16 protein-coding genes are annotated in these 22,699 nt (G+C 42.0%); 15 read left to right on the forward strand and 1 reads right to left on the reverse strand.

Features of this window, described 5'->3' with window-relative positions; genetic code table 11:
* Positions 1-21 precede the first annotated feature (21 nt).
* The 12 genes from ACTJKN_RS07905 to ACTJKN_RS07960 all read left to right on the forward strand — a co-directional run bounded on the left by ACTJKN_RS07905 (position 22) and on the right by ACTJKN_RS07960 (position 13,064).
* Entirely contained in the window at positions 22-1,212 is a 1,191-nt protein-coding gene (locus ACTJKN_RS07905; protein WP_440823834.1) for a PAS domain-containing sensor histidine kinase, read from the forward strand.
* Positions 1,213-1,236: 24 nt separating this feature from the next.
* Positions 1,237-2,268, forward strand: coding sequence for a response regulator (locus tag ACTJKN_RS07910; RefSeq protein WP_440823836.1), 1,032 nt, complete (start codon positions 1,237-1,239; stop codon positions 2,266-2,268).
* A 487-nt stretch (positions 2,269-2,755) separates the two neighbouring features.
* Positions 2,756-3,184 (forward strand): lactate dehydrogenase, encoded by a 429-nt coding sequence (locus tag ACTJKN_RS07915; protein ID WP_440823837.1) that lies wholly within the window; start codon positions 2,756-2,758, stop codon positions 3,182-3,184.
* Complete coding sequence (gene hemN, locus ACTJKN_RS07920) at positions 3,157-4,530, forward strand: oxygen-independent coproporphyrinogen III oxidase (RefSeq protein WP_440823839.1); 1,374 nt, start codon at positions 3,157-3,159, stop codon at positions 4,528-4,530. Before ACTJKN_RS07915 ends, hemN begins: the two co-directional genes overlap by 28 nt.
* A gap of 13 nt (positions 4,531-4,543) precedes the next feature.
* On the forward strand, positions 4,544-6,928 hold the full coding sequence (locus ACTJKN_RS07925) for a heavy metal translocating P-type ATPase (protein ID WP_440823841.1): 2,385 nt from the start codon (positions 4,544-4,546) through the stop codon (positions 6,926-6,928).
* The gene (gene ccoS / locus ACTJKN_RS07930; protein ID WP_440823843.1) at positions 6,925-7,104 is read left to right on the forward strand and encodes a cbb3-type cytochrome oxidase assembly protein CcoS; all 180 of its coding nucleotides are present in this window, start codon (positions 6,925-6,927) and stop codon (positions 7,102-7,104) included. The genes ACTJKN_RS07925 and ccoS overlap by 4 nt, the downstream gene beginning before the upstream one ends.
* A 73-nt stretch (positions 7,105-7,177) precedes the next feature.
* Positions 7,178-9,319 (forward strand): cytochrome-c oxidase, cbb3-type subunit I, encoded by a 2,142-nt coding sequence (ccoN, locus tag ACTJKN_RS07935; protein WP_440823845.1) that lies wholly within the window; start codon positions 7,178-7,180, stop codon positions 9,317-9,319.
* Between the two features lie 3 nt (positions 9,320-9,322).
* Positions 9,323-9,505, forward strand: coding sequence for a hypothetical protein (locus ACTJKN_RS07940; RefSeq protein WP_167293061.1), 183 nt, complete (start codon positions 9,323-9,325; stop codon positions 9,503-9,505).
* Positions 9,492-10,460 (forward strand): cbb3-type cytochrome c oxidase N-terminal domain-containing protein, encoded by a 969-nt coding sequence (locus tag ACTJKN_RS07945; protein WP_440823847.1) that lies wholly within the window; start codon positions 9,492-9,494, stop codon positions 10,458-10,460. The genes ACTJKN_RS07940 and ACTJKN_RS07945 overlap by 14 nt, the downstream gene beginning before the upstream one ends.
* Positions 10,444-11,826, forward strand: a complete 1,383-nt coding sequence (ccoG, locus tag ACTJKN_RS07950; protein WP_440823848.1) for a cytochrome c oxidase accessory protein CcoG — start codon at positions 10,444-10,446, stop codon at positions 11,824-11,826. Before ACTJKN_RS07945 ends, ccoG begins: the two co-directional genes overlap by 17 nt.
* 111 nt (positions 11,827-11,937) lie before the next feature.
* On the forward strand, positions 11,938-12,366 hold the full coding sequence (locus ACTJKN_RS07955; protein WP_440823850.1) for a FixH family protein: 429 nt from the start codon (positions 11,938-11,940) through the stop codon (positions 12,364-12,366).
* Positions 12,363-13,064 carry a sulfite exporter TauE/SafE family protein gene (locus ACTJKN_RS07960; RefSeq protein ID WP_440823852.1) on the forward strand — a complete coding sequence of 234 codons (702 nt, stop codon included), beginning with the start codon at positions 12,363-12,365 and terminating at the stop codon, positions 13,062-13,064. The genes ACTJKN_RS07955 and ACTJKN_RS07960 overlap by 4 nt, the downstream gene beginning before the upstream one ends.
* A gap of 332 nt (positions 13,065-13,396) precedes the next feature.
* On the opposite strand, the gene ACTJKN_RS07965 is transcribed toward ACTJKN_RS07960, so the two are convergent.
* Positions 13,397-14,848 (reverse strand): ATP-binding protein, encoded by a 1,452-nt coding sequence (locus tag ACTJKN_RS07965; protein ID WP_440823854.1) that lies wholly within the window; start codon positions 14,846-14,848, stop codon positions 13,397-13,399.
* A 319-nt stretch (positions 14,849-15,167) separates the two neighbouring features.
* On the opposite strand from ACTJKN_RS07965, the gene ACTJKN_RS07970 reads away from it, so the two are divergent.
* The 3 genes from ACTJKN_RS07970 to ACTJKN_RS07980 all read left to right on the forward strand — a co-directional run bounded on the left by ACTJKN_RS07970 (position 15,168) and on the right by ACTJKN_RS07980 (position 22,667).
* Positions 15,168-17,840 (forward strand): family 16 glycosylhydrolase, encoded by a 2,673-nt coding sequence (locus ACTJKN_RS07970; RefSeq protein WP_440823855.1) that lies wholly within the window; start codon positions 15,168-15,170, stop codon positions 17,838-17,840.
* Between the two features lie 109 nt (positions 17,841-17,949).
* Positions 17,950-21,027 carry a SusC/RagA family TonB-linked outer membrane protein gene (locus ACTJKN_RS07975; RefSeq protein ID WP_440823857.1) on the forward strand — a complete coding sequence of 1,026 codons (3,078 nt, stop codon included), beginning with the start codon at positions 17,950-17,952 and terminating at the stop codon, positions 21,025-21,027.
* Between the two features lie 17 nt (positions 21,028-21,044).
* A complete protein-coding gene (locus ACTJKN_RS07980) occupies positions 21,045-22,667 on the forward strand; it encodes a RagB/SusD family nutrient uptake outer membrane protein (protein ID WP_440823859.1) in 1,623 nt (540 codons plus the stop codon).
* Positions 22,668-22,699: the final 32 nt, after the last annotated feature.

Below are 22,699 nucleotides of genomic sequence, written 5' to 3' on the forward strand. Positions count from 1 at the left end.
GAGGATATACTGATGTATTACATGGATAGATCGAAATTTTTAGATGCAATTATTGAAAATGCCATTGATGGGATTATTACCATTGATGATAAAGGGATTATAGAACATTTAAACCCGGCTGCACTTGAGCTTTTTGGTTATGGCAGAGCAGAACTGGTTGGAAAAAACGTATCGGTTTTAATGCCAGAGCCCGATCATTCGCGGCATGATGGTTACTTATCCAGATATGAACATACCGGACAGAAACACATTATAGGTATTGGAAGAGAGGTTTCCGGAAAACGTAAAGACGGCTCGGTTTTTCCCTTCAGACTGGGCGTAAGCGAAATAAAATTTAGCGACCGTAAAATTTACACCGGTTTTATCCACGATCTGAGTAAAGAAAAAGCTAATGAAGAGCAGATTAGAAGTTACACCGAAAAATTAGAGGTAAAGATCAAGGAACGTACACATGATCTGGTAAAGCTGGTATCCGAACTTGAAATGGCCAAAGAAAATATGCAGGCGCTTTTTCAGAAAGAGAAGGAGCTCAATCAGCTCAAAACAAGGTTTGTTTCGATGGCCTCGCATGAGTTTAGAACACCACTCAGCTCTATTCAGTTATCTGCTTCTTTAATAGATAAATATACCTCCAAACATGATGCGGCCAGTGTAGAAAAACATACGCTGAAAATCAAAAATTCGATCAATAACCTTACTACAATTTTAAACGATTTCCTCTCGCTCGAAAAACTTGAGGCCGGAAAAGTAGAAGCATCGGCCCAGTCTTTCAATATCATCAGCTTTGCTGAAGAAATAGCTGAAGAAATGCAGATGATGACCAAACAGAACCAGCATATTATTTACGAACATACAGGTATAACTGCTGAAGTTTATCTCGATCCGAACCTGTTGAAAAACTGTGTAATCAATCTGATTTCCAATTCGATAAAATACTCCGGCGCGGATACTTTGATCCAGTTCAATTCCATTTTAAAAGATGATGAACTCATTTTGGAGGTAAAAGATAACGGTATAGGGATTCCAAAAGTCGATCAGAGCAACTTATTCGAACCATTTTTCAGGGCGCACAATACGGGCGATATCCCTGGCACAGGTTTAGGCCTGAACATTGTAAAAAGATATGTAGGGCTGATGAATGGCACTGTAGCCTGCCAGAGCGAACAAAACTCAGGTACGGTTTTTACGCTCAGCTTTGCGCTTGGTAAATAATTTACAATTAAACACCCAATCTCCATGAACAAGAAAGTTTTGATTATTGAAGATAATGACGACATAAGGGAAAGTACAGCTGAGGTGCTGGATCTGGCGGGGTATGAAACTTTTACCGCGAAACATGGTAAATTAGGTGTAGAAATGGCTTTGAATCATTTACCTGATGTGATCCTCTGTGATATCATGATGCCGGAACTGGATGGTTATGGGGTTTTATACCTACTGAACAAAAACCAGATAACGGCAAATATTCCTTTTATTTTCATTACGGCAAAAACCGAGCGGGCAGACATGCGAAAAGGTATGGAAATGGGTGCAGATGATTACCTCACCAAACCGTTTGATGATATAGAACTTTTTAAGGCCATAGAAAGCAGGTTTAAAAAGAAACAACAATCAGCGGGCTTTAATGCAGCATCGGGCAATAGCGAAGCGGTGATGGACGAGCTCCGTAAAAAGGGTAAATTAAGGCCAATTGCCAGCAAACAGATTATTTATGTGGAAGGGGATGAACCAACCCATCTTTATTATGTAGTTAAGGGCCAGGTGAAAACCTATAAACGTTTTAAGGATGGCAGGGAACTCTCATCGGGCTTGTATCATGATGGCGATTTTTTTGGATATGAAAGTTTGTGTAATGGCGAAGTATATACAGACAATGCAGCAACCTTAATTGAATCGGACATTATCCAGATCCCCAAAGCCGATTTTATGGAGTACCTGCTCAACCATCAGGCCGTATCCAAAACTTTTATTGCTTTGTTATCTGGAAATGTGCGCGATAGAGGACAGCAAATGCTTCAATTGGCCTATTCATCAGTACGGAAACGTGTAGCGGAAGCCTTGCTGCAAGTGGCCGCTAAGTTTGGAAATGGTGTTGATGATAGCTGTACCATCCGGATTTCTCGTGATGACCTTGCTGCATTGGTGGGTACAGCCAGCGAAACCGTAAGCAGAATGCTTGCTGATTTTAAAGATGAAAAACTGATTGATAAAACCGGCAATGCCATAAATATCCGCTCAATCGAAAGACTCCGAAATATTAAACAGTAAATTGTGCATTGGTCAATGGTTCGTGATGATGATCGTTTATAAGACCTGTCATTCTGAACGCAGTGAAGAATCTTTAACCTATAGCCGCTGAAATAAGTTCAGCGGGATATAAGGCATAGTCCAAAGATCTCTCCACTCCGCATTTGCTTCGGTCGAGAAGATGCCAATTTTAGAATCTGTAATTGGTAATTGATTGGTAATCTTACTGCTTTAGCATCCCACCTGCGTGGAATGACGATTGTATTATGGGAATTAGTCAATAGTTCATATTTATTACTCAGGTTGAATCATCCCTAAACTCTTTAATCGGTTGATCTACGCTATGCGCCTAGCGCCAAGCTCTGGACTCAAATTGTTTACATCGGTTAATCGACCCCAAACACCCAACGCCAAACTAAGAAATGTAACAAAGATCATTTTTTTCTCTAAGCATCCTCACCTGTTGCAGTTTACTTCCTCTATAGTTTTGTATTCATAAACTCTGTATATGAAAGCTATAGCTTACAACATCAAACCCGATGAAAAGGAATGGTTGGTACTGGCCAATTATAAAAAACACGACATTACCATAATTGCCAATAGTTTAACTATTGATACGCTTTCATATGCAACCGGAAAGGAAGCCCTGCTGGTTTTTAATAACGATGAACTAAGCGAGGCGATGATTCTGGGACTAAAAGCCCTGGGTATAAAATACATTGCAACCTCATCATTCCAAACAGATCATCTTGATTTAAAAGCTGCCGGTTCTGCTGGGATCAAAGTGGCAAACGTTCCTTTGGCATCCGGCGATGCCGATGCTAAACAGCGGATGGAACAGGTGATCAAAAACCTCGATCAATGGGCGGTAGGTAAATGCGTAGGTAGCGCGTGCTGCTGTCAAAACGAATGTTCCACCGTAAAAGCGCTGAAATAATGGAAACTGCTGCACTACTTAAAAAATACAATGTTGCCGCACCAAGGTACACCAGTTATCCAACTGTTCCTTACTGGGATAATGAAAATTTCAATGCAAATGGCTGGCTGGGCAGTGTGGCCAATACCTATGCAACGTATGGGGAAGAAGGAATCAGTCTTTATATCCACCTTCCATTCTGTGAAAGCCTTTGTACCTATTGCGGCTGCAATACGCGTATTACCAAAAACCATTCGGTAGAGTTGCCATATATAGCGGCAGTACTTTCGGAGTGGAAAATGTATGTGGAAGTACTGAGGGAAAAACCTAAACTAAAAGAATTGCATCTGGGAGGTGGAACACCTACCTTTTTTTGCGCAGAAAACCTCGAACAGCTTATTGGGGGCATTATGCAGCAGGCCAATCTGGCTCCCAATGCCGAGCTTTCTTTTGAAGCACATCCGGCCAATACTACTGAGCTACATTTAACCACACTTTATAAACTTGGCTTTAAGAGGTTAAGCCTGGGGATCCAGGATTTTGATCCCAAAGTTCAGTTCCTGATCAACCGTTTTCAAACCACTGCACAGGTAGCTAACATTACCACCATGGCAAGGAAAATTGGTTACACCTCTGTTAATTTTGATTTAATCTACGGTCTTCCGGGGCAAACAATTCCGGGCTTAGCGGATACCATAGCAGCGGTAATCGATATGAAGCCAGACCGCATTGCTTTTTACAGTTATGCACATGTGCCCTGGTTAAAACCCGGCCAAAGACATTATACCGAAAAAGATCTTCCCCTGGGCGACGAAAAGTTTGCGCTCTACCAATTGGGCAGACAATTGCTTGATGCCGCAGGATATAAAGATGTGGGGATGGACCATTTTGCACTGAACAGCGATTCTTTGTTCCAGGCGATGACTGAACAGAAGCTGCACCGCAATTTTATGGGCTACACCAATAAACATACCCATTTACTTATTGGCCTTGGCGTATCTTCTATTAGCGATAGCTGGACAGCTTTTGCACAAAACCCGAAAACAGTAGAAGGTTATCTTGATAAAATTGAACAAGGCATATTCCCTGTAGAAAAAGGGCATTTACTTACAGGTGAAGATCTTGAGGTAAGAAAACACATCCTTAACCTCATGTGTAAGGAAAATACAGTGTACAACGAAGGCATTCCAGAACAAGTATATGACAGGCTGTTGCCCTTATTACGCGATAAGCTGATCTGGGTAACCGAAAAAGAAATCAGGATTACCACCAAGGGGCGATCTTTTTTACGAAACGTGTGTATGGCTTTCGACGAGAAACTATGGCTTAAACAGCCCAAAACCCAATTGTTCAGCTCATCAATTTAAGTAAAGGTTAAAAATGGAAGATCAAAGTAAAACTGCAGCACAAGCCCTTTGCTATCATTGCGGCGAAGATCTGCCCATGGTAAAATATCAGGCGGAAGATAAAGATTTTTGCTGTGCGGGCTGCATGGCCGTTTTCAAGATCCTTTCAGAGAATAATTTATGCAATTATTATGTGTACAACAACAATCCAGGCAGGCAATTTAAGAATGAAAGCCATTTAGAATATCTGGATGAGCCAAAAATTATCGATCAGCTGCTCGATTATAAACATGAAAGTTCGAGCATTATCACCTTTTATATCCCTGCAATACACTGCAGTTCGTGCATCTGGTTGCTAGAACACCTTTATAAAATCAACCCCGCTATATTCAGCTCAAGGATCGATTTTCTTAAAAAACAGGTTACCATAAGTTTCAATCACGACGAAATTTCGTTAAGGCAGCTGGTAGAAACTTTAAACCAGATTGGTTACGAGCCTTTGATCAGTCTGCAGGATGTAGTACGGGAACACAGCAGTTCGGTAGATAAAGCTTTGGTGTTAAAAATAGCCGTTGCCGGATTTTTAATGGGCAATGTTATGCTCTTTAGCTTTCCGGAATATTTTGGTTTATCAGGTTTCGAGAAACAATTTCAATCGCTTTTTGGCTGGCTAAACCTTGCGTTCTCTATTCCTGCAGCTTTTTACTGCGGTCGCGATTATTTTACCTCAGCCATAACAAGCCTTAAACACAGGCATATTAACCTCGATACCCCTTTAGCATTAATTATTGCGGTGCTTTTCTTGCGCACGGCTTTTGAAATTGTTTTTGGTACAGGTCCGGGTTTTGCCGATACACTAACCGGTTTGGTGTTTTTGCTCTTAATGGGGAAATGGCTCAAACAGCGTACCTATCATCACATTTCTTTTGATCGCGATTACCGGTCATATTTTCCAATTGCGGTAACTACACTGCTAAACGGCAAAGAAAAACCAGTATCCATAAACGAAATCAAGATCGGCGACCGGCTATGGATCAGGAATGGTGAGCTCGTTCCTGCAGATGCAATTTTAATGAAAGGTGAGGCCTGGATGGATATGAGTTTTGTTACCGGCGAATCAGACCCTGTACATAAAGTTCTGGGCGAAATTATTTATGCAGGTGGCAGGCAAACCAGTGAGGCCATAGAACTTGAAGTGATCAAACCTGTTTCACAGAGTTATTTAACCGGTTTATGGAACAACGATAATTATAAAAACAATACCGAAAAACGGAACTTTAATGATACTGTAGCCAAATACTTTAGTCTGGCGGTTTTCCTGATTGCATTTGCCGCTACCGGGTATTGGTTGCTTCAGAACGATAGCCACAAAGCATGGTCGGCATTTACCGCCGTAATTATTGTGGCCTGTCCATGCGTATTGGCTTTAAGTACCCCATTTACACTATCTGCAATTTTATCGGTTTTTGATAAGAAAGGGTTTTATGTAAAAAATACAGATGCCGTTGAAGAATTTGCCAAATGCGATACCCTGATTTTCGATAAAACTGGTACCCTAACCAGCAATGAAAATGCGGAGATCGGTTTTAGCGGAACGATATCCGGGGAGGAAAAGATTATTATTGGTTCCCTCTTGCGAAATTCTATCCATCCTTTGAGCAGGCATATCTTAAAAGCCCTGAATGTTGATCGGTTTTATTCACTCAGCGATTATAAAGAGGTGGTAGGGAAAGGTTTGACCGCTAAAATAAATAACCACAGTATTTATGCCGGACATCTTTCTATGCTGCCTATAGCAGTAAAATCTGCCCGCGAAAGCGGCGTGCATATTGTGATCGATCATGTTTATAAAGGATGTTTCGACATCAAACAGCAGTGGCGTTCGGGATTAGCGCGGTTGATCTTAAAACTTTCGAAATTGAAGCTGCTGGTTTTATCTGGTGATACCGATAAAGACCGTGGGATGTTGGATACGATATTCACCGAAAAAACAACCATCAGGTTTCGCCAAAGTCCACACCAAAAACTCAATGCAGTTTTAAAGCTTCAGCAGGTTGGGAATAAAGTGATGATGCTGGGCGATGGATTAAACGATGCCGGAGCCTTAAAACAAAGTAATTTTGGAATCGCATTAACGGATAATATCAATAATTTTACGCCCGGCTGTGATGCTATTTTGCAAGGTAATGCCTTAAACTTTCTGCCAGATTTTATCCAGCTCAGTAAAGATGGGCTGAAGATCATTAAAACAAGCTTTGCTATAGCCATCGCCTACAATTTCATAGGTGTTTATTTTGCGGTGCAGGGTACACTTTATCCCTTGGTGGCCGCAGTGCTGATGCCAATCAGTACCGTTACGATTATCTCTTTTACCACTTTGGCAACCAGATGGTTTGCGCGTAAAAATAAACTGATATGAACATCCTTTACTTTTTGGTTGGCTGCAGTGTTTTAATGGCACTCATTTTTTTGGCTGCGTTTTTCTGGGCTTATAAAACCGGTCAGAATGATGATGTGCATACCCCGGGGATCCGTATGCTCTTCGATGATGAAATTGTTGCTGAAAAAAGTGAAGAAGATCACTTTTCCAGCTAACTGCCGTCATACTTTATCCGCCCACTGCCAGATACCTTTGGTGTACAAAACATACAAAAATTCAGCTTCTATTATGCAGTTAGAAAAATTTACTTACGATAACAAGATTGTTCGGAACTTTGGTATTGCCACCCTGGTTTGGGGAATTATAGGCATGACGGTTGGCTTGCTCGCAGCAATGCAACTGTTTAAACCCGCAATGAACATGGGCAGTCAGTACACCACATTTGGCCGGATCAGGCCGCTGCACACCAATGCCGTAATTTTCGCCTTTGTGGGCAATGCCATTTTTATGGGTGTTTATTATTCCCTTCAGCGTTTGTTAAAAGCACGGATGTTTAGCGACGTGCTGAGCAAAATCCACTTCTGGGGCTGGCAACTGATCATTTTATCGGCAGTAATCACCCTTCCCCTGGGCTTTACTACATCACATGAGTATGCTGAACTCGAATGGCCGATTGATATTGCTATTACCATTATATGGGTGGTTTTTGGCGTAAACATGTTCGGTACCATTTTCAAAAGAAGAGAGCGCCATTTATATGTGGCCATCTGGTTTTACATTGCCACATTTGTTACCATAGCGGTATTACACATTGTAAATTCTTTTGAGCTGCCTATTTCTTTCATGAAAAGTTATTATGTGTATGCCGGTGTACAGGATGCGCTGGTACAATGGTGGTATGGACATAACGCGGTGGCATTTTTTCTCACTACGCCTTATCTGGGCATGATGTATTATTTCTTGCCTAAGATGGCCGGAAGACCCGTTTACTCCTATAAATTAAGTATCCTGCATTTTTGGTCGCTCATTTTTATTTACATCTGGGCCGGCCCGCACCATTTATTATATACATCATTGCCTGGTTGGGCACAATCATTAGGTGTTGCCTTTTCGATCATGTTGATTGCACCAAGCTGGGGCGGTATGATCAACGGTTTGTTAACCCTGCGCGGTGCCTGGGATAAGGTAAGGGAAGATGTTACCCTTAAATTTATGGTGGTTGCCCTTACCGCTTATGGTATGGCCACCTTCGAAGGTCCGTTATTATCTTTAAAACAGATTAATGGTGTAGCCCACTTTACCGATTGGATTGTAGCACACGTACACGTTGGCGCTTTGGGCTGGAACGGCTTTTTAACCTTTGGTGTCCTGTACTGGTTAATTCCACGCATTTACAAAACAGAATTATACTCTAAAAAGCTAGCAGGCTTTCATTTCTGGATAGGTACTTTGGGTATCCTTTTTTATGCCGTGCCGATGTATTGGGCAGGTTTTACCCAAGGGCTAATGTGGAAAGAGTTTACGCCAGAAGGTTTATTAAAGTACCCGAATTTCTTAGCCACCACGCTGCAGATTATCCCAATGCATGTTTTACGTTCAATCGGTGGGGCGCTGTATTTAATAGGGGTAATTGCAATGACTTATAACCTGGCCAAAACCATGTTGGGCGCTAAATTGCTTGCCAACGAACCGGCCGAAGCCATGCCATTAAGCAAAGTTATCATCGAAACTTCTTTGGCAGATAAAGCCTGGCATAGGGTGCTGGAACGTAAGCCAATGAAGTTTATGGTGTTATCACTCATCATTATCCTAATCGGGGGCATGGTAGAAATGATGCCCACTTTTACCATTCAATCTAACGTGCCCACAATTGCGAGCGTAAAACCGTATTCGGCACTAGAGCTTCAGGGCAGAGATCTGTACATCAGAGAAGGTTGTGTAAACTGCCACTCGCAAACGGTGCGGCCTTTCCGTTCAGAAACCGAACGATACGGAGAATATAGTAAAGCCGGAGAGTTTGTATATGATCACCCGTTTTTATGGGGCAGTAAACGTACCGGGCCTGATCTTCATCGCATAGGCGGGAAATATTCTGATGCCTGGCATTACAATCACCTGATCGATCCTACTTCAATGTCGCCAGGAAGCATTATGCCGCCTTATGCCTGGCTCATCGAACAGAAACTGGACATTACAACCACAGCGAGCAAGATCAGGGCTATGCAAACATTGGGCGTTCCTTATCCCGATGGTTATGATAAACGTGCTAACGATGATTTAAAAGTTCAGGCCGAAAAGATTGCACTCGACCTAAAACAGAATAACATTAAGGTTAAAAGCGACAGGGAAATAGTAGCCATTATTGCTTATCTGCAACGTTTGGGTACCGATATCAAAGCAAATAAAGAAACCATTCCTTCAAATCAATAAAATATGTTCAACCAGATCAAAGATTTAGCCGGTGGCGAATTATACCTCATCACCTCACTGCTCATGTTCATGGTGTTTTTTGTAATCGTGGGTATTTACCTGCTCAAACTAAATAAAAAACATATCGAAGTGATGAGCCAGCTTCCCATTCAAGACAATCAACCTATTGCATATGAAGAAGATTAAACTATCGTTATTATTCCTGTTTAGCTCAATTACAGCCTTTGCTGTGGATGAGAAAGCCGCAGCGCCCGTAACACCTGCTCAGGCAGGCTTGGGGTTAAACCAGTCGGAAATACTGATTATAATCCTTTTGGTTTTTGCAATTGTGCTGCTTTTTGTTTCAGTAACCCTGTTAAATGCATTCAAGGTAATGTACCAGGAACAGTTAAATCCTACACCATATACCAAGTCGGTAAAAGAACCTGTTTTGGATTACGATACCTGGTTAAAGCAACAGCCTGTTAAACCTTCAATCTGGACAAAACTTTTAAGCTTAAGACCCATTGAAGAAGAAAAGGATCTGGTCATCGATCATGCTTACGATGGCATTAAAGAACTTAATAACCCTGTGCCGGCCTGGTTTAACTTCCTTTTCTACGGTACAATGATTTTTGCCGCAGCATATCTTTTTTATTACCACATTGGTGGTTATGGAGACCTGCAGGATAAAGAATACGAAAATGAAATGGCCAAAGCGAAGACAGAAAAAACAGCCTACCTCGAAAAATCGGCCAATACCATTGATGAAAACTCTGTGAAGTTTGATAATACACCAACTGTGCTGGAAGAAGGAAGCACTGTTTTTACAACTAATTGTGTGGTATGTCATGGCGATAAAGGCCAGGGCATCATCGGGCCAAATTTAACCGACGAATACTGGCTACATGGTGGAAGCATTAATAATGTGTTCAAAACCATTAAATATGGTGTTCCTGAAAAGGGAATGATCAGTTGGGAGAAAAACCTGAACCCAAAACAGATTAGTGCTGTTACCAATTTTATCCTATCGCTAAAAGGAAGTAATCCTGCAGGAGCCAAAGCGCCACAGGGTGAAAAATACGAAGCGCAAGATTTAAAAGACAATGAGGTGAAAGCACCAACCGACAGTGTAAACCAGGCCAATGTTACCAAAAAATAAAAAAGAAAATAAATGCAGGGGCAGAAATTTTATCTATCCTAAACAGCCATCGGGCAGGTTGTATACCTACCGGAAATGGGTCAGTTATGTGCTGCTTTTATTTTTGTTTGCCTGTCCATTTGTAAAGCTTGACGGTGAGCAACTGGTACTGCTCAATTTTATAGAAAGAAAATTTGTATTCTTCGGATTGATTTTTACCCCGCAGGATTTTTACCTCTTTGCCCTTGCCATGCTCATTTTTATCATGTTCATTGTGTGCTTTACGGTAGTGTTGGGCAGGCTATGGTGCGGATGGGCCTGCCCGCAGACAATTTTTATGGAAATGGTTTTCCGTAGGATTGAATACTGGATTGAAGGAGATGCCAACAAACAAAAGAAACTAGCTGAAGCAGGTTGGACCGCGGATAAAATATTCAAAAAAGGCAGTAAACATTTCATCTTTCTGGTGATTTCTTTTGCCATTGCGAATACTTTTCTGGCTTATATGATCGGCTCGGATGTACTCCTTAAAATCATAACGGAGCCCGTTTCAGGCCATATTTCTGGCTTTGTATCCATCTGGCTATTTACATTTATATTCTATGGCGTATTTACCTATGTACGCGAAGTGGTGTGTACGGTAATCTGTCCGTACGGCAGGTTACAGGGCGTTTTGTTAGATAACCAAAGTTTGGTAGTTGCCTATGATTTTACCAGGGGCGAACCACGTGGGCATCTTCAAAAAAATGCTAATGAGTTAACAGCCGGCGACTGTATAGATTGTGGGCTTTGCGTGCAGGTTTGCCCCACGGGTATCGATATTCGCGAAGGTACGCAGCTCGAATGTGTAAACTGTGCGGCCTGTATCGATTCATGTAACGAGGTGATGCTTAAAATAAACAGGCCCAAAAATCTGATCGGTTTCTTCAATCAGGATTTTATTAACGAACGTAAACCCTATAAAATTGGTTTAAAATCTTACGGTTACGCTGCGGTACTGTTTGTGGTAATGATGGTTTTTTCTTCACTGATCTATAAAAGAGAAGATATCCAGACTACGGTATTAAGGGCAAGTGGTACTTTATACCAGAGTAGGGGAGCAGATAAAACGAGTAATCTTTATAATGCAGAACTGATCAACAAAACCAATAAGGCGATAAAGTTTACTTTCAGATCGAAGGAAAAGGGAGACGAAATTAATTTCATCCAAAAAGCTGATGTTTTGCCAAAAGAAGGTTCGGCGCACCTTACTTTCTTTCTGATCAGGAAAAACAATTCCATTAAAAAATATAAAACCGATGCTGTTTTCGAAATTATTGCCAATGGCGAGGTTTTAAGTACGGCAACTACAAGTTTTTTCGCGCAACCGGGAGGAATTGAGGATTGAATTAGAGAATGATTGAGTGAGAGAATGAGTGAATGATTGAATTTTGAATGTGGAGTTATCGTTGCCATTCACTCATTCAAAATTCACTCATTCAAAATTAAAAAAAGAGATATGAACTGGGGAACAAAAATAGTGTTGGGAATGATTGCATTCATGATGTTTATTGTGGGGATGGTAGTTTATATGTTCCATGTACACGGACGGGATGCGTTGATCGAAGAAAATTATTATGAAAAGGGGATCAATTATAATTCAGAATACAATGCCAAAGTGAACGTGATAGATGATAATGCCAGTCCCAAAATTACCATTACAAAAACTCAGATTATCATTCAGGTAAAAGATAGTGCAAAATACGATCTTGTTTTAATGCGGCCTGCCAACAGCAACGATGATGTTAAGTTAAAGGGACAGACCTCGGGAACGGCGAATCTTATTCTGGTTGATAAAACTAAAATGCCCAAGGGAATGTGGTTTTTAAACCTCAAGTGGCACTCTTCTGGTAAAGATTATCTGTTTAAAAATAACATCACCCTATGATGGATTTTTTACCATTGGCATTTTTGATGGGGCTTTTCGGGAGCCTTCATTGCGCCGTAATGTGCGGGCCGATCATGTTGGGCATGCCATTCACGAAACAGGATTTCTTTCAAAGTGGCTTACAGCTTTTGTTGTACCAATTTGGCAGAATTGCCGTCTATACTGTATTAGGATTGTTGGTGGGTGCTTTAGGGAGCAGTATCCGCATATTTAGCGATCAGAAAATGCTAAGTATCTTAATCGGTTCTGTACTGATTTTATTTACAGCGCTACAGTTTAATGCTGCTTATAGAAATAGGTTTTCAAAGCTTCAGTTAAAGGCGCTCAATCCGCTGAGCAGGCTTATGGGAAAAGTATTTAATTTACCACTGTGGGGATTGTTTGCCGGAATGCTTAATGGCATCATCCCCTGCGGGATGGTTTATCTGGCCCTTGCAACTGCTTTAAATACTGGTAGTATTAAATCTGGTGCTACTTTTATGTTCCTCTTTGGATTGGGTACCACGCCACTGATGCTCATGATTTCTTTAGGAGGGATTCTCCTTAAAAAATACATCCGCTTTAATACCAACAAACTTATCCCCTGGTTTATGTTTTTTATGGGGGCATTGCTCATATTACGGTCGGCCGATCTGGGTATTCCCTTTATATCACCTGAAACTACTGGTACCTATGGGCATACCGTAAATTGTCGATAAAACACTTCTGTGTGAAGATCCTTAGCGTTTTTCCTGTCGAGGTAACTCAATAATATGCTTGGAAATAATTATTCTGCAATGTGGTATTGATCCGTTATTGGTCAGGAACGCGGGAAAGATATTAAAAACCTTCGTTTATTATCTTGTAAAGTAACCATTGCCAGGAAAGTAGTATAAAACTTATGGCCTTAGGTTTGCAACTGTGTCGTAAGGCTATAATGGATAATGGAGTATTCGTGAAATTTTGCCTTAACCTTTCTGACTGGTAAAAAAACTAGCATAATCCATTATCCATCCGTACGGTGTGCATGGTAATATATTTCTGATTTAACTTAACTGCCTGCCGATTTCGGAAGGGTGAACCAAAAGCTGGTACGCTCGCTGGGTACGCTTTCAACGCCGATTTCTCCGCCATGTTTACGGACGATATTGGCACAGATAAACAGGCCTAGCCCAAGTCCGGAATATTGCTGCTGCTGCTCATCGGCCTGGTAATACCGGTCGAACAGCAAGGGGATCTTTTCAGCAACAATCCCCGGACCCTTATCGATAACGGAGATTTTAACGTAGGTTTCATTATCAATGAGCTCAACTTTTATCTCTGCGGTACCAGGAGCATATTTGACTGCATTACTGATCAGGTTAGTAAGTACCCGGCCAATCCGCTCTGAGTCGGCATAAACCATGAGATCTTCTTTCCCTGTTATAGTTACTGCCGGGACCTCGGTGGAAGCAAACAGTTCTACTATTTCCTGGACCAGCTGAAACAGGTTGAAGTTCGTTTTTCTTAGTTCTATCTGATCCCGATAAGTTTTGCCGGCATTTAGCAGATCGTCTATGATCAGAGAGATCCGGTTTATGCCCCTGCTTGCCTGCGCAACCAACCGCTTGGTACGGTCAGATTGCCGGTTCGCGTCCCGTTGCAACATTTGCACTGATCCTTTTAAGCTGGTAACCGGGGTCTTCAGCTCATGGCTGGCAATACTGATGAAATCGTCTTTATGCCTTTCTATGATTTTGTCGTTGGTAATATCGTTAATAACACCGACCAGTTTCACCGCTTTACCCTTTTTGTTGGTTTCCGTTTTGCCCTTTATATTCAGCCATTGAAGCTTGCCATCTGCCCTATTTAATCTAACCTGTACATCTATGCCGCCATCAGTCTGAATATTGTTTATGGCTTCCTTAAACACCGGGAGATCATTTGCTGATATATGTGGGTAATAACTTTCCAGGCTCCAATGTTCCTGCCTTTGCGGGTAGCCAAAGATTTCATCATGGTCGCGGGAACGAAAAACTTCTTTTGTTTCAAGGTCGAGTTCCCAGATAGCTGTGCCGGTATACTTGAGGGCAAGGTTCAGGCGTTTCTGACTCTCCTCAAGTTGTTTCATTCCTGAAATATTATCCAGCACAGTAAATCCGAAGGTTTCGCCCTGATCGTTATAAAGGATCGTAGTCACATCAACCCATACACGGCTGCGGTCTCTTCGGTACAGGCAGGCCTGCAGCTTGAAGAACGGCACCTGCCTAGACCAGATCTCTTCCTGTAGGCGATGCCAATGTACAATATGTTCTTCACAGGCGTGATCCAGAATTTTTGTTCCCTCAATTTGTTCCGGAGGATAGTCCAACATTTCGCAAAGGGCCTTATTCACCTTTAAGATGGTTAGGTCTGACCGGATGATCTTTGAGGCTACACTGGTAAGATCAAATATAGTGTTGAACTTATCATCACATTCTTTGAACCGTTTCTCAAAATTATCTTGCTCTTTTTTTTCTTGCATAACAATTTCAGCTGATAAAGTGATAACATTTTCAGGCCGAATATGTTTAGCTGTTAAAGATGAGCTGCCTTCTTATATTGGTCATTTTTTATCGTCCGGGACAAAATAATAAGATTTTTGAAAGTTCTTTATTTGGGCAAGATCCAAGGTATGGCGTGAACGGCCAAGCTCATCGTACTCTGTTATTGGCATTATGGCGTTGGTATATTCTTGGGAATGTTCCCAAGAGTTGGGAACCTTCCCGAGGATAAAACTCATCCAAAATTTGTGGTTTTGTAATTTTTAATGGACAAATTTAGCTGACCAAATAATAAACTTTATGAAAAGAGCTTTACTAATACCTCTTGGGGACCATCGGCCCTTTTATGAAATTTATAGTAAAATTGCGATAAAGGCTTATAAAAACATTGTCTTCTGTTTAATACTGGCTTTTAGTCTGCTCTTTGCACTTTCCGTTAATGCCCAGGCACCCACCGGATATTCACTTGCATGGTCTGATGAATTTAATACGGCTTCACTTGATACTACACTTTGGAAATACCGTACAGGTGTTGCCGGAACCAGTTATTTAAAGCCGGAAAATGTTGTTTTAGAAAACGGAAAAATACGCATCAATTTAAAAAAGGAAACTTACGGGGGTAAAGCATATACTGCCGGAGGAATAATTACCAAAACACCAAGGCGGTACGGCTACTATGAAGTGAGCGTTAAAATTGATGGTGGTTATGGCTGGCACGAAGCTTTTTGGTCTTCATGGAAAAGTGGCTTTGATGATCTGAACCCCGCTTACGATAATATGGATAAGCTGGAGATCGACTGTTTTGAACACTATGCTGATTATGCCAATAACTATTATACCTATGGTGCCATACAGTGGTCGCCGTTTACCGGTAATGCCAACAGAGATTACAAAACTGTAACAGAAAACTTAAGCTGCGCCTATAATGTATTCGGTTTTGAATATACGCCAGATTACCTTAATTATTTTTACAACGGGCAACTGGTTAAAACGGTTGATACCAGGAAACTCCCCAGTCACGACCTGTATTTATGGCTTACCTGTATTGCCAATAAGCCTAATGCAACAGATTCTGGAGCAGTTTTCTTTGATTATTTAAAATGTTATGAAATATCGCCGGCAAACTATAACCTGCGTAAGGGGCCATTTATTGCACATCTCGACTCCCTAAAACTGCCCCTTCATTCGGCAGCCAAGGACCTTTGGATTGAAGCAGAAGATTTCAAAAATAAAAAAAACTGGACTAAAGAGCTCGATGAGAATATGGTGGTGCTGAAGGGCTATACCCAGCGGGATGCCAGCAGAGACAGCACCGAGCTTACTGCCGTAACCGGAATTAAAATTGATAGTGCGGGCAATTACAAACTCTGGGTAAGATCCAGGGACTTTACGATAGGGCCGGGCACTAGAAAATTTAAAGTAATCTTGAACGGACAGCAGGTGCCGGGCGAGTTCGGAAACCATGGTATCAATGGTTATGCATGGCAAAGTGCAGGTACCTACTACATACCTCAGGGCACAACTACGCTTAAACTTTTTGACAGTTCACAGAATTTTGCACGATGTGATAAATTCCTGCTTACGGGCGACACTTCTTTTATCCCCGTTGGAATAGGTGCCGATAGTAATGTACAGCATGTTGCACCATCAGGAAGCGGTGAACCCTTTACTCCGGGTAACCTTGTTGTGTTAAGAATTGGTGATGGACTGACTGCATTAACCTCCGGCAATGCAACTAGCGTTTTCCTTGACGAATATACCAGCAGCGGGGCTTTGGTGAGAAGTATCTCCATGCCTGTAGCAACAACGGGAGCAAATAAGCGTTTGACATTATCTGTATCCGCTGCCGACAAAACAGAGGGTTATCTTTCCCGCTCTCCTGATGGGAAATTTCTTGCCCTGGCCGGATACGACGCCGCACCCGGACTGGCTGGAGTAAGTACTTCCGCGAGCGCAACAGTTAAACGGACTATTGGTATTGTTGATGCAGAAGGCATTGTAAATACATCGACGGGGCTAAATACTTTCAGCGGCGTAGCCATCAGGTCGGCTGTTACCAGTAACGGAACCGATATCTGGACCACTGGCGGAAATAATGGGATAAGATATACCACTCTGGGCTCGGCAACCTCAATAGCAATTACAACACCTACAGCACGTTGCCTTAATATATTTAATGGTCAACTGTATGCTTCTACAACAGCAACGAACCTGCGGATTGCGCAAATAGGAACAGGCATGCCGGTAACTGCTGGGCAGACGATGACCAATTTACCTGGGATTGCAACAGCAAGTGGAAGTCCTTATGGTATTTACATGGCAGACCTGAGCAGCGCTGTGCCGGGAGTGGATGTAATGTATGTGGCAGACGATGGCACAAATGCTTTATCTAAATATTCGCTGGTTGGAGGAACCTGGGTGCTGAACGGAAAAATTGGAACGGCGACTGATCTATACAGAGGCCTTACAGGCAAGCAGAATGGAGCTGAAGTTGTTTTGTATGCCACCCGTAAAAACAGTGGTTTAATAGCAGGAGGCGAGGTTGTTTCCATTACGGATACCACAGGTTATAATGTGAATTTTGCTGCACCTCAAGTGGTTTTGGTGGCTTCGGCGCCTACGAACACAATCTTTAGGGGAATAGCCCTTGCTCCTGACACCATTACGGCACAAACTTTTAGTATGCTCAGATCACCTATAAAAGCACCACAGGAAAAGGCAGCTGTTTTAAGGGTTTTCTGTTCCAATGGCAGTGATGATCTACAAATTGTTGTGACATCCAAAACCAAACTTCAGGGACCACTCAGGATTGTTAATTTAATTACAAGAAACGTTGTGTACACCGGTAATCTGAAAACTGAGGCCGAAAAATCGTCCAGTATAATCAATGTGAAAAATTTAGCTCCAGGATATTATTCGGCCGCTTACACCACAAGTTTGGGGCTGATTTACTGTAAATTTTCCTACCAATGATGTTTGTATTATTCTTCAAGCAGCAAACAGTTAATTACTAACCAATTATAAGTACAATGGCCCCTGAAGCTTAATCTGAAGGAAAAGGGTAACACATAAATACAAAAACATGAGAAAACTGTTATTCATTATTTTTATTTCATTGATCAGCATCAACACCTTTGCACAGCTTAGAACCATTACCGGGAAAGTAGTTGATGAACAGAACAAGCCTTTACCAGGCGTTGTTGTAAAGGCGGGCAAAGCCAACGCGGGAGCGGCTACCAATCTTCAGGGCAATTACACATTGAGCGTAGCGGATACGACAAAAACTTTAACTTTTTCTTTTCTTTCCTATGTGCAGCAAACGGCCAGCATCAACGGTAAAAGTGTAATCAATGTAACCCTGAAAGAAAGTATTACTGAACTCGAAGAGGTTGTGGCGATTGGTTATGGAACACAGACCAAAGCAAATCTTACAGGTGCAGTAAGCAGTGTGTCTGTAAAGGAGGTTGAAGGCAGGGCCTTAACTTCTGCAGATCAGATCCTGCAGGGAAAGCTTTCGGGTGTAACCATTGTTCAGAACTCCGGGCGTCCGGGTGATGATAACTCGGAAATCAGGATCAGGGGTGTTTCTTCAATCGACAACAATAATGATCCCCTGGTTATCATCAATGGCGTGCAAGGTAATATCAATGATGTGAACCCGAATGATATAGAATCCATGTCCGTGCTTAAAGATGCGGCTTCTGCGGCAATTTATGGTTCGCGTGCTTCGGCAGGCGTAATTATTATTGAAACCAAAAAAGGTTTCACAGGTAAAGGGCTGCAGGTAGAATATAATGTAACCGGATCAATGGTAGATGCCACCAGACTACCCGAAACAGTTGATTCTTACACTTATGCTTCTTTATTGAATGAAGCCAGGGTAAATGTTGCACTGGCGCCAATATATAACCAAACGCAGCTTGATCTGTTTAAAAGCGGAACAGACCCGAATTATCCCAATACCAACTGGTATGATGTGTACTATAAAAAAGCATACATGCAGAACCACTATGTGAGCTTAAGGGGCGGCGAAAAGAATTATAAATTTTCCAATTCAGTAGGGTATAAAGATCAGCAGGGCATATTGTTAGGAACCTCATCTAAAAGACTTTCTTTCAACAGCAGTTTAAGTGGCAGTTTTGTTAAGAATAAAGTAAGGGTTAACCTAGGTCTGGTGGGTTATAATGAAAAAGGGAAGGAGCTTATCTCACCTACAAGTACCGTGCTTGCCGAGATCTCAGGATCTTTACCAACTGCATTTGTGCAATCCATCGATACCCTTACCGGCAATGCCAACTTATACAGCTATCCCGGACGGTTTCTGGGTGCAATGGATCTGGGGGGAGGCATAGAAAACAAGCAGAACAGCCTCAATTCGAGAGCAAGTGTAGAGGTAGAACCGATTAAAGGTTTGATCGGAAAGGTTTTGCTGAGCAACAATAAACTCAAAACCGATTATGTTAATTTTACGCCCCGGTTTTATACTTCCGGTACCTACGAAGAAACATCAATCAATCTCAGAGAATCGAGCCTGGAGAAAAGAAATTCGGAAAGTAACCTGAATACGTTTTTGGCAACATTGGAGTACACCTTCAAAAAGGGCAAACATGAGGCGAAATTCCTGGCTGCCCACGAGCGGTTAGAAATGATCTATAATTACGATATGGGCAGTGTGAAAAACCTATCTTCCAACCAGCCTATATTCAATTATGGCGACCCAACATCTCCGTTTTTAAGCAGTGCGGCCAATGAAACCGCTACAGCGTCTCTGTTCGGCCGCTTCAATTATTCCTATGCCGGTAAGTACCTGCTCGAGCTGAACATGAGAAGGGATGGTTCCTCGCGTTTTGCCGATGGAAGAAAATGGGGTAATTTTCCTTCGGTTTCTGCCGGATGGAGAATCAGTGAAGAAGGATTTTTTAAAGGAATTAAAAATGATGTATATCTAAAACTGAGGGGATCGTGGGGTAAGCTGGGCAACCAGAACATCTTTACCCAATATGCCTTTGCCGATCAGATGAGCGGCTCGGAATATTATGCCTTTGGCAATGCAATTGTACCGGGCAGGGGTACCATCATTCTGGCCAATAAAGATACCCGCTGGGAAACTACAGAACAGTTTGATGCGGGATTTGATATGATCCTGTGGAACAGGCTGAGCATTACCGCCGATTACTTTAATAAAAAGACTTACGATATCCTGGCACGTGTTACCATTCCGCCTTCACTAGGGGTTACCGTGCTTCCTTATCAGAATATAGGAGATATGGTAAACAAGGGCATCGAGATGAGTATCGGTTACAATTCGCCTGTAAACAACAAAAAAATAAACTATGGTTTTACTGTAAATGCCAGTTACATCACCAATAAACTAACATCATTGGGCGGTCTGCCTTATGTAGATCATAGTGCGACCAACCGTAGCGTGGTAGGCGAGCCTTTCTCTTCATTTTATGGTTATAAAGTAGATGGGATCTATCAGGTGTCAGACTTTACCTGGCAGAACGGAAGTGATCCTTCTGTTCCGCATGCCAGCAGAACTTATACCCTAAAACCGGGAATGCCCACTGTATCAGGGGTAATGAGCAATCCCGCGCCCGGTGATATTAAAATTAGCGATGTTAAAAGTGACGGGGTGATTAATGCAGACGACAAAACCCTGATCGGCAATCCCATCCCCAAACTGCAATATTCACTTTCCGCTAATGTATCCTATAAGAATTTTGGTTTAAATGTTATTGCCCAGGGCACGGGCCGTACCGATGCCTATATGAACGGTAACCTGATCGGGCCTTTTTTTAACACAACGGGCCCCTTACTTACCAGCACGGTAACCGACCGGTGGACCATTGATAATCCTTCTGATAAGTACCAACGGATATATGTAGACAAAGGGCGTGATGCGCTGATTACCAGTTATAATATATACAACGCTGCTTATTTCAGGCTTAAAAGCTTACAGTTATCCTACACCTTTAATGCTGCATTTACAAGGAAATTTGATGTAAGCAGGTGCAGGGTTTTTGTAAGTGGCGAAAACCTTTTCCTGATCTCTGACTTTCCTAAAGGCTTTGATCCTGAAAGGCGTTCTACAAACGTTACTGCCGCTTTCCACCCTCAGGTAGCTACTTATTCTATTGGCCTTAACCTTAATTTTTAACCTCAAAGCAAACAAAGATGAGAATCATAAAATATATACTTTTAAGCTGTATGGCCTGTCTGCTTTTCGGCTGTACCAAAGAATTTCTGGACCGTAAACCGATCGATTTTCTCGCTCCCGATAATTTTGAAACTGAAAATGACATCAGAGAGGCTGTAAATGGAATCTACAGGGCATACGTTTCCGACAAAAACGAGCCTATCTATACCGACTTTATTGTTGATAATGGCTATTTTCCTGATTACAGGGATATGTGGAACAGAACCTATAACAACGAAACCAGTTACATCGTTAACAAATGGTCGAGAGATTATAAAGTGATATTGAGGGCAAACACCGTACTTGCCTATATCGATAAAGTGAAACTTACCGAATCTGCCTACAAACAGTATAAAGGAGAGGCCACATTTTTACGTGCGCTCTCCTATGCCGACCTGTCGTTCTTTTTTGGAGGCGTTCCCATGCGTTTAAAACCAGAAGGACTGGAAGAGGCTAATAAGGCCCTGAGCTCAAATACAGAAATTGTTGAGCTCGTGCTTAAAGATCTGGAAGATGCAGCCGCATTATTGCCCGTATCTTATGCCGCTTCTGAAAAAGGGCGTGCAACAAAAGGTGCTGCGCTGGCCATAAAAGCAAGGGTACTGTTATACAATAAAAGATATGAAGAGGCAGCAGCATACTGCGTTAAAGTTAAGGCTTTGAATTACTATAAAATCATGCCTGATTATAAAACCATGTTCCTGCCCGAAGGCGAGGCCGGGAACCTGGAAACAATTTTCGATATGCAATATCAAACCAATGCGCTACCGCAAGGACTATCGAATTCATGGTACGATAGGTTTTATCTGTTCTCTGGTTATCAGGTTTCTCACGATCTGTATGAGCAGTATTATTCTACCAATGGCCTCTCAATTACCAATCCGGCAAATAAACTATACAATCCCGCAGTAAGAACTTCTGATCTGGTTGCACCTTCAACCTATGTATTAAATGGGGGTTACGACAATAGGTTTCAAAACCGGGATCCAAGGATGCATTTTTCGATTGTTGTTCCCTATACCATCGATTCTTATAATGCCACAACCAAAGCGCCCGGTGTATTTTATCCGACTGATAAAAAAGCAGCCAATTTAACCAGTTTTAGGGTGAGAAAGTATGTAGATTATACCAATTACAATGTTTCGGGCATTTCTGGCGTAAATCCCATTATTATCAGGTATGCCGATGTGCTGCTGATGGAGGCCGAAGCGCTTGTAGAAAAGGGCGGTTATGATGAAGCTTATGTTTATTCGCTGATTAACCAGGTGAGGCAGCGTACCAGCGTGATGATGCCAAAGGTTGAAACCGCCGAGGGTTTAGGCCTTTCTCAACAGGCTTTAAGGAATGTGATCAGGCACGAACGAAGGGTAGAATTTGCATTTGAAGGATTGCGGATTTTTGATATCATGCGTTGGGAGAGCGGTCCGGATGCCTATAAGGACTTAAAAGGCTTTAATCCTGCTAAATTAACCAGGTTTGCATCTACCGGAATCATATATGAGATTACCACGGCATTGCAGCGGACGCCCTTTGATGCCAATAAAGGATATTTATGGCCAATCCCAAAAACGGAAACCGATGCCAATAAACTGATTAAATAAGAAGACATGCTGCCTGTTGATATGCAGAAAAT

This window comes from Pedobacter sp. 22163 (assembly GCF_052045595.1).
Lineage (GTDB): Bacteria > Bacteroidota > Bacteroidia > Sphingobacteriales > Sphingobacteriaceae > Pedobacter.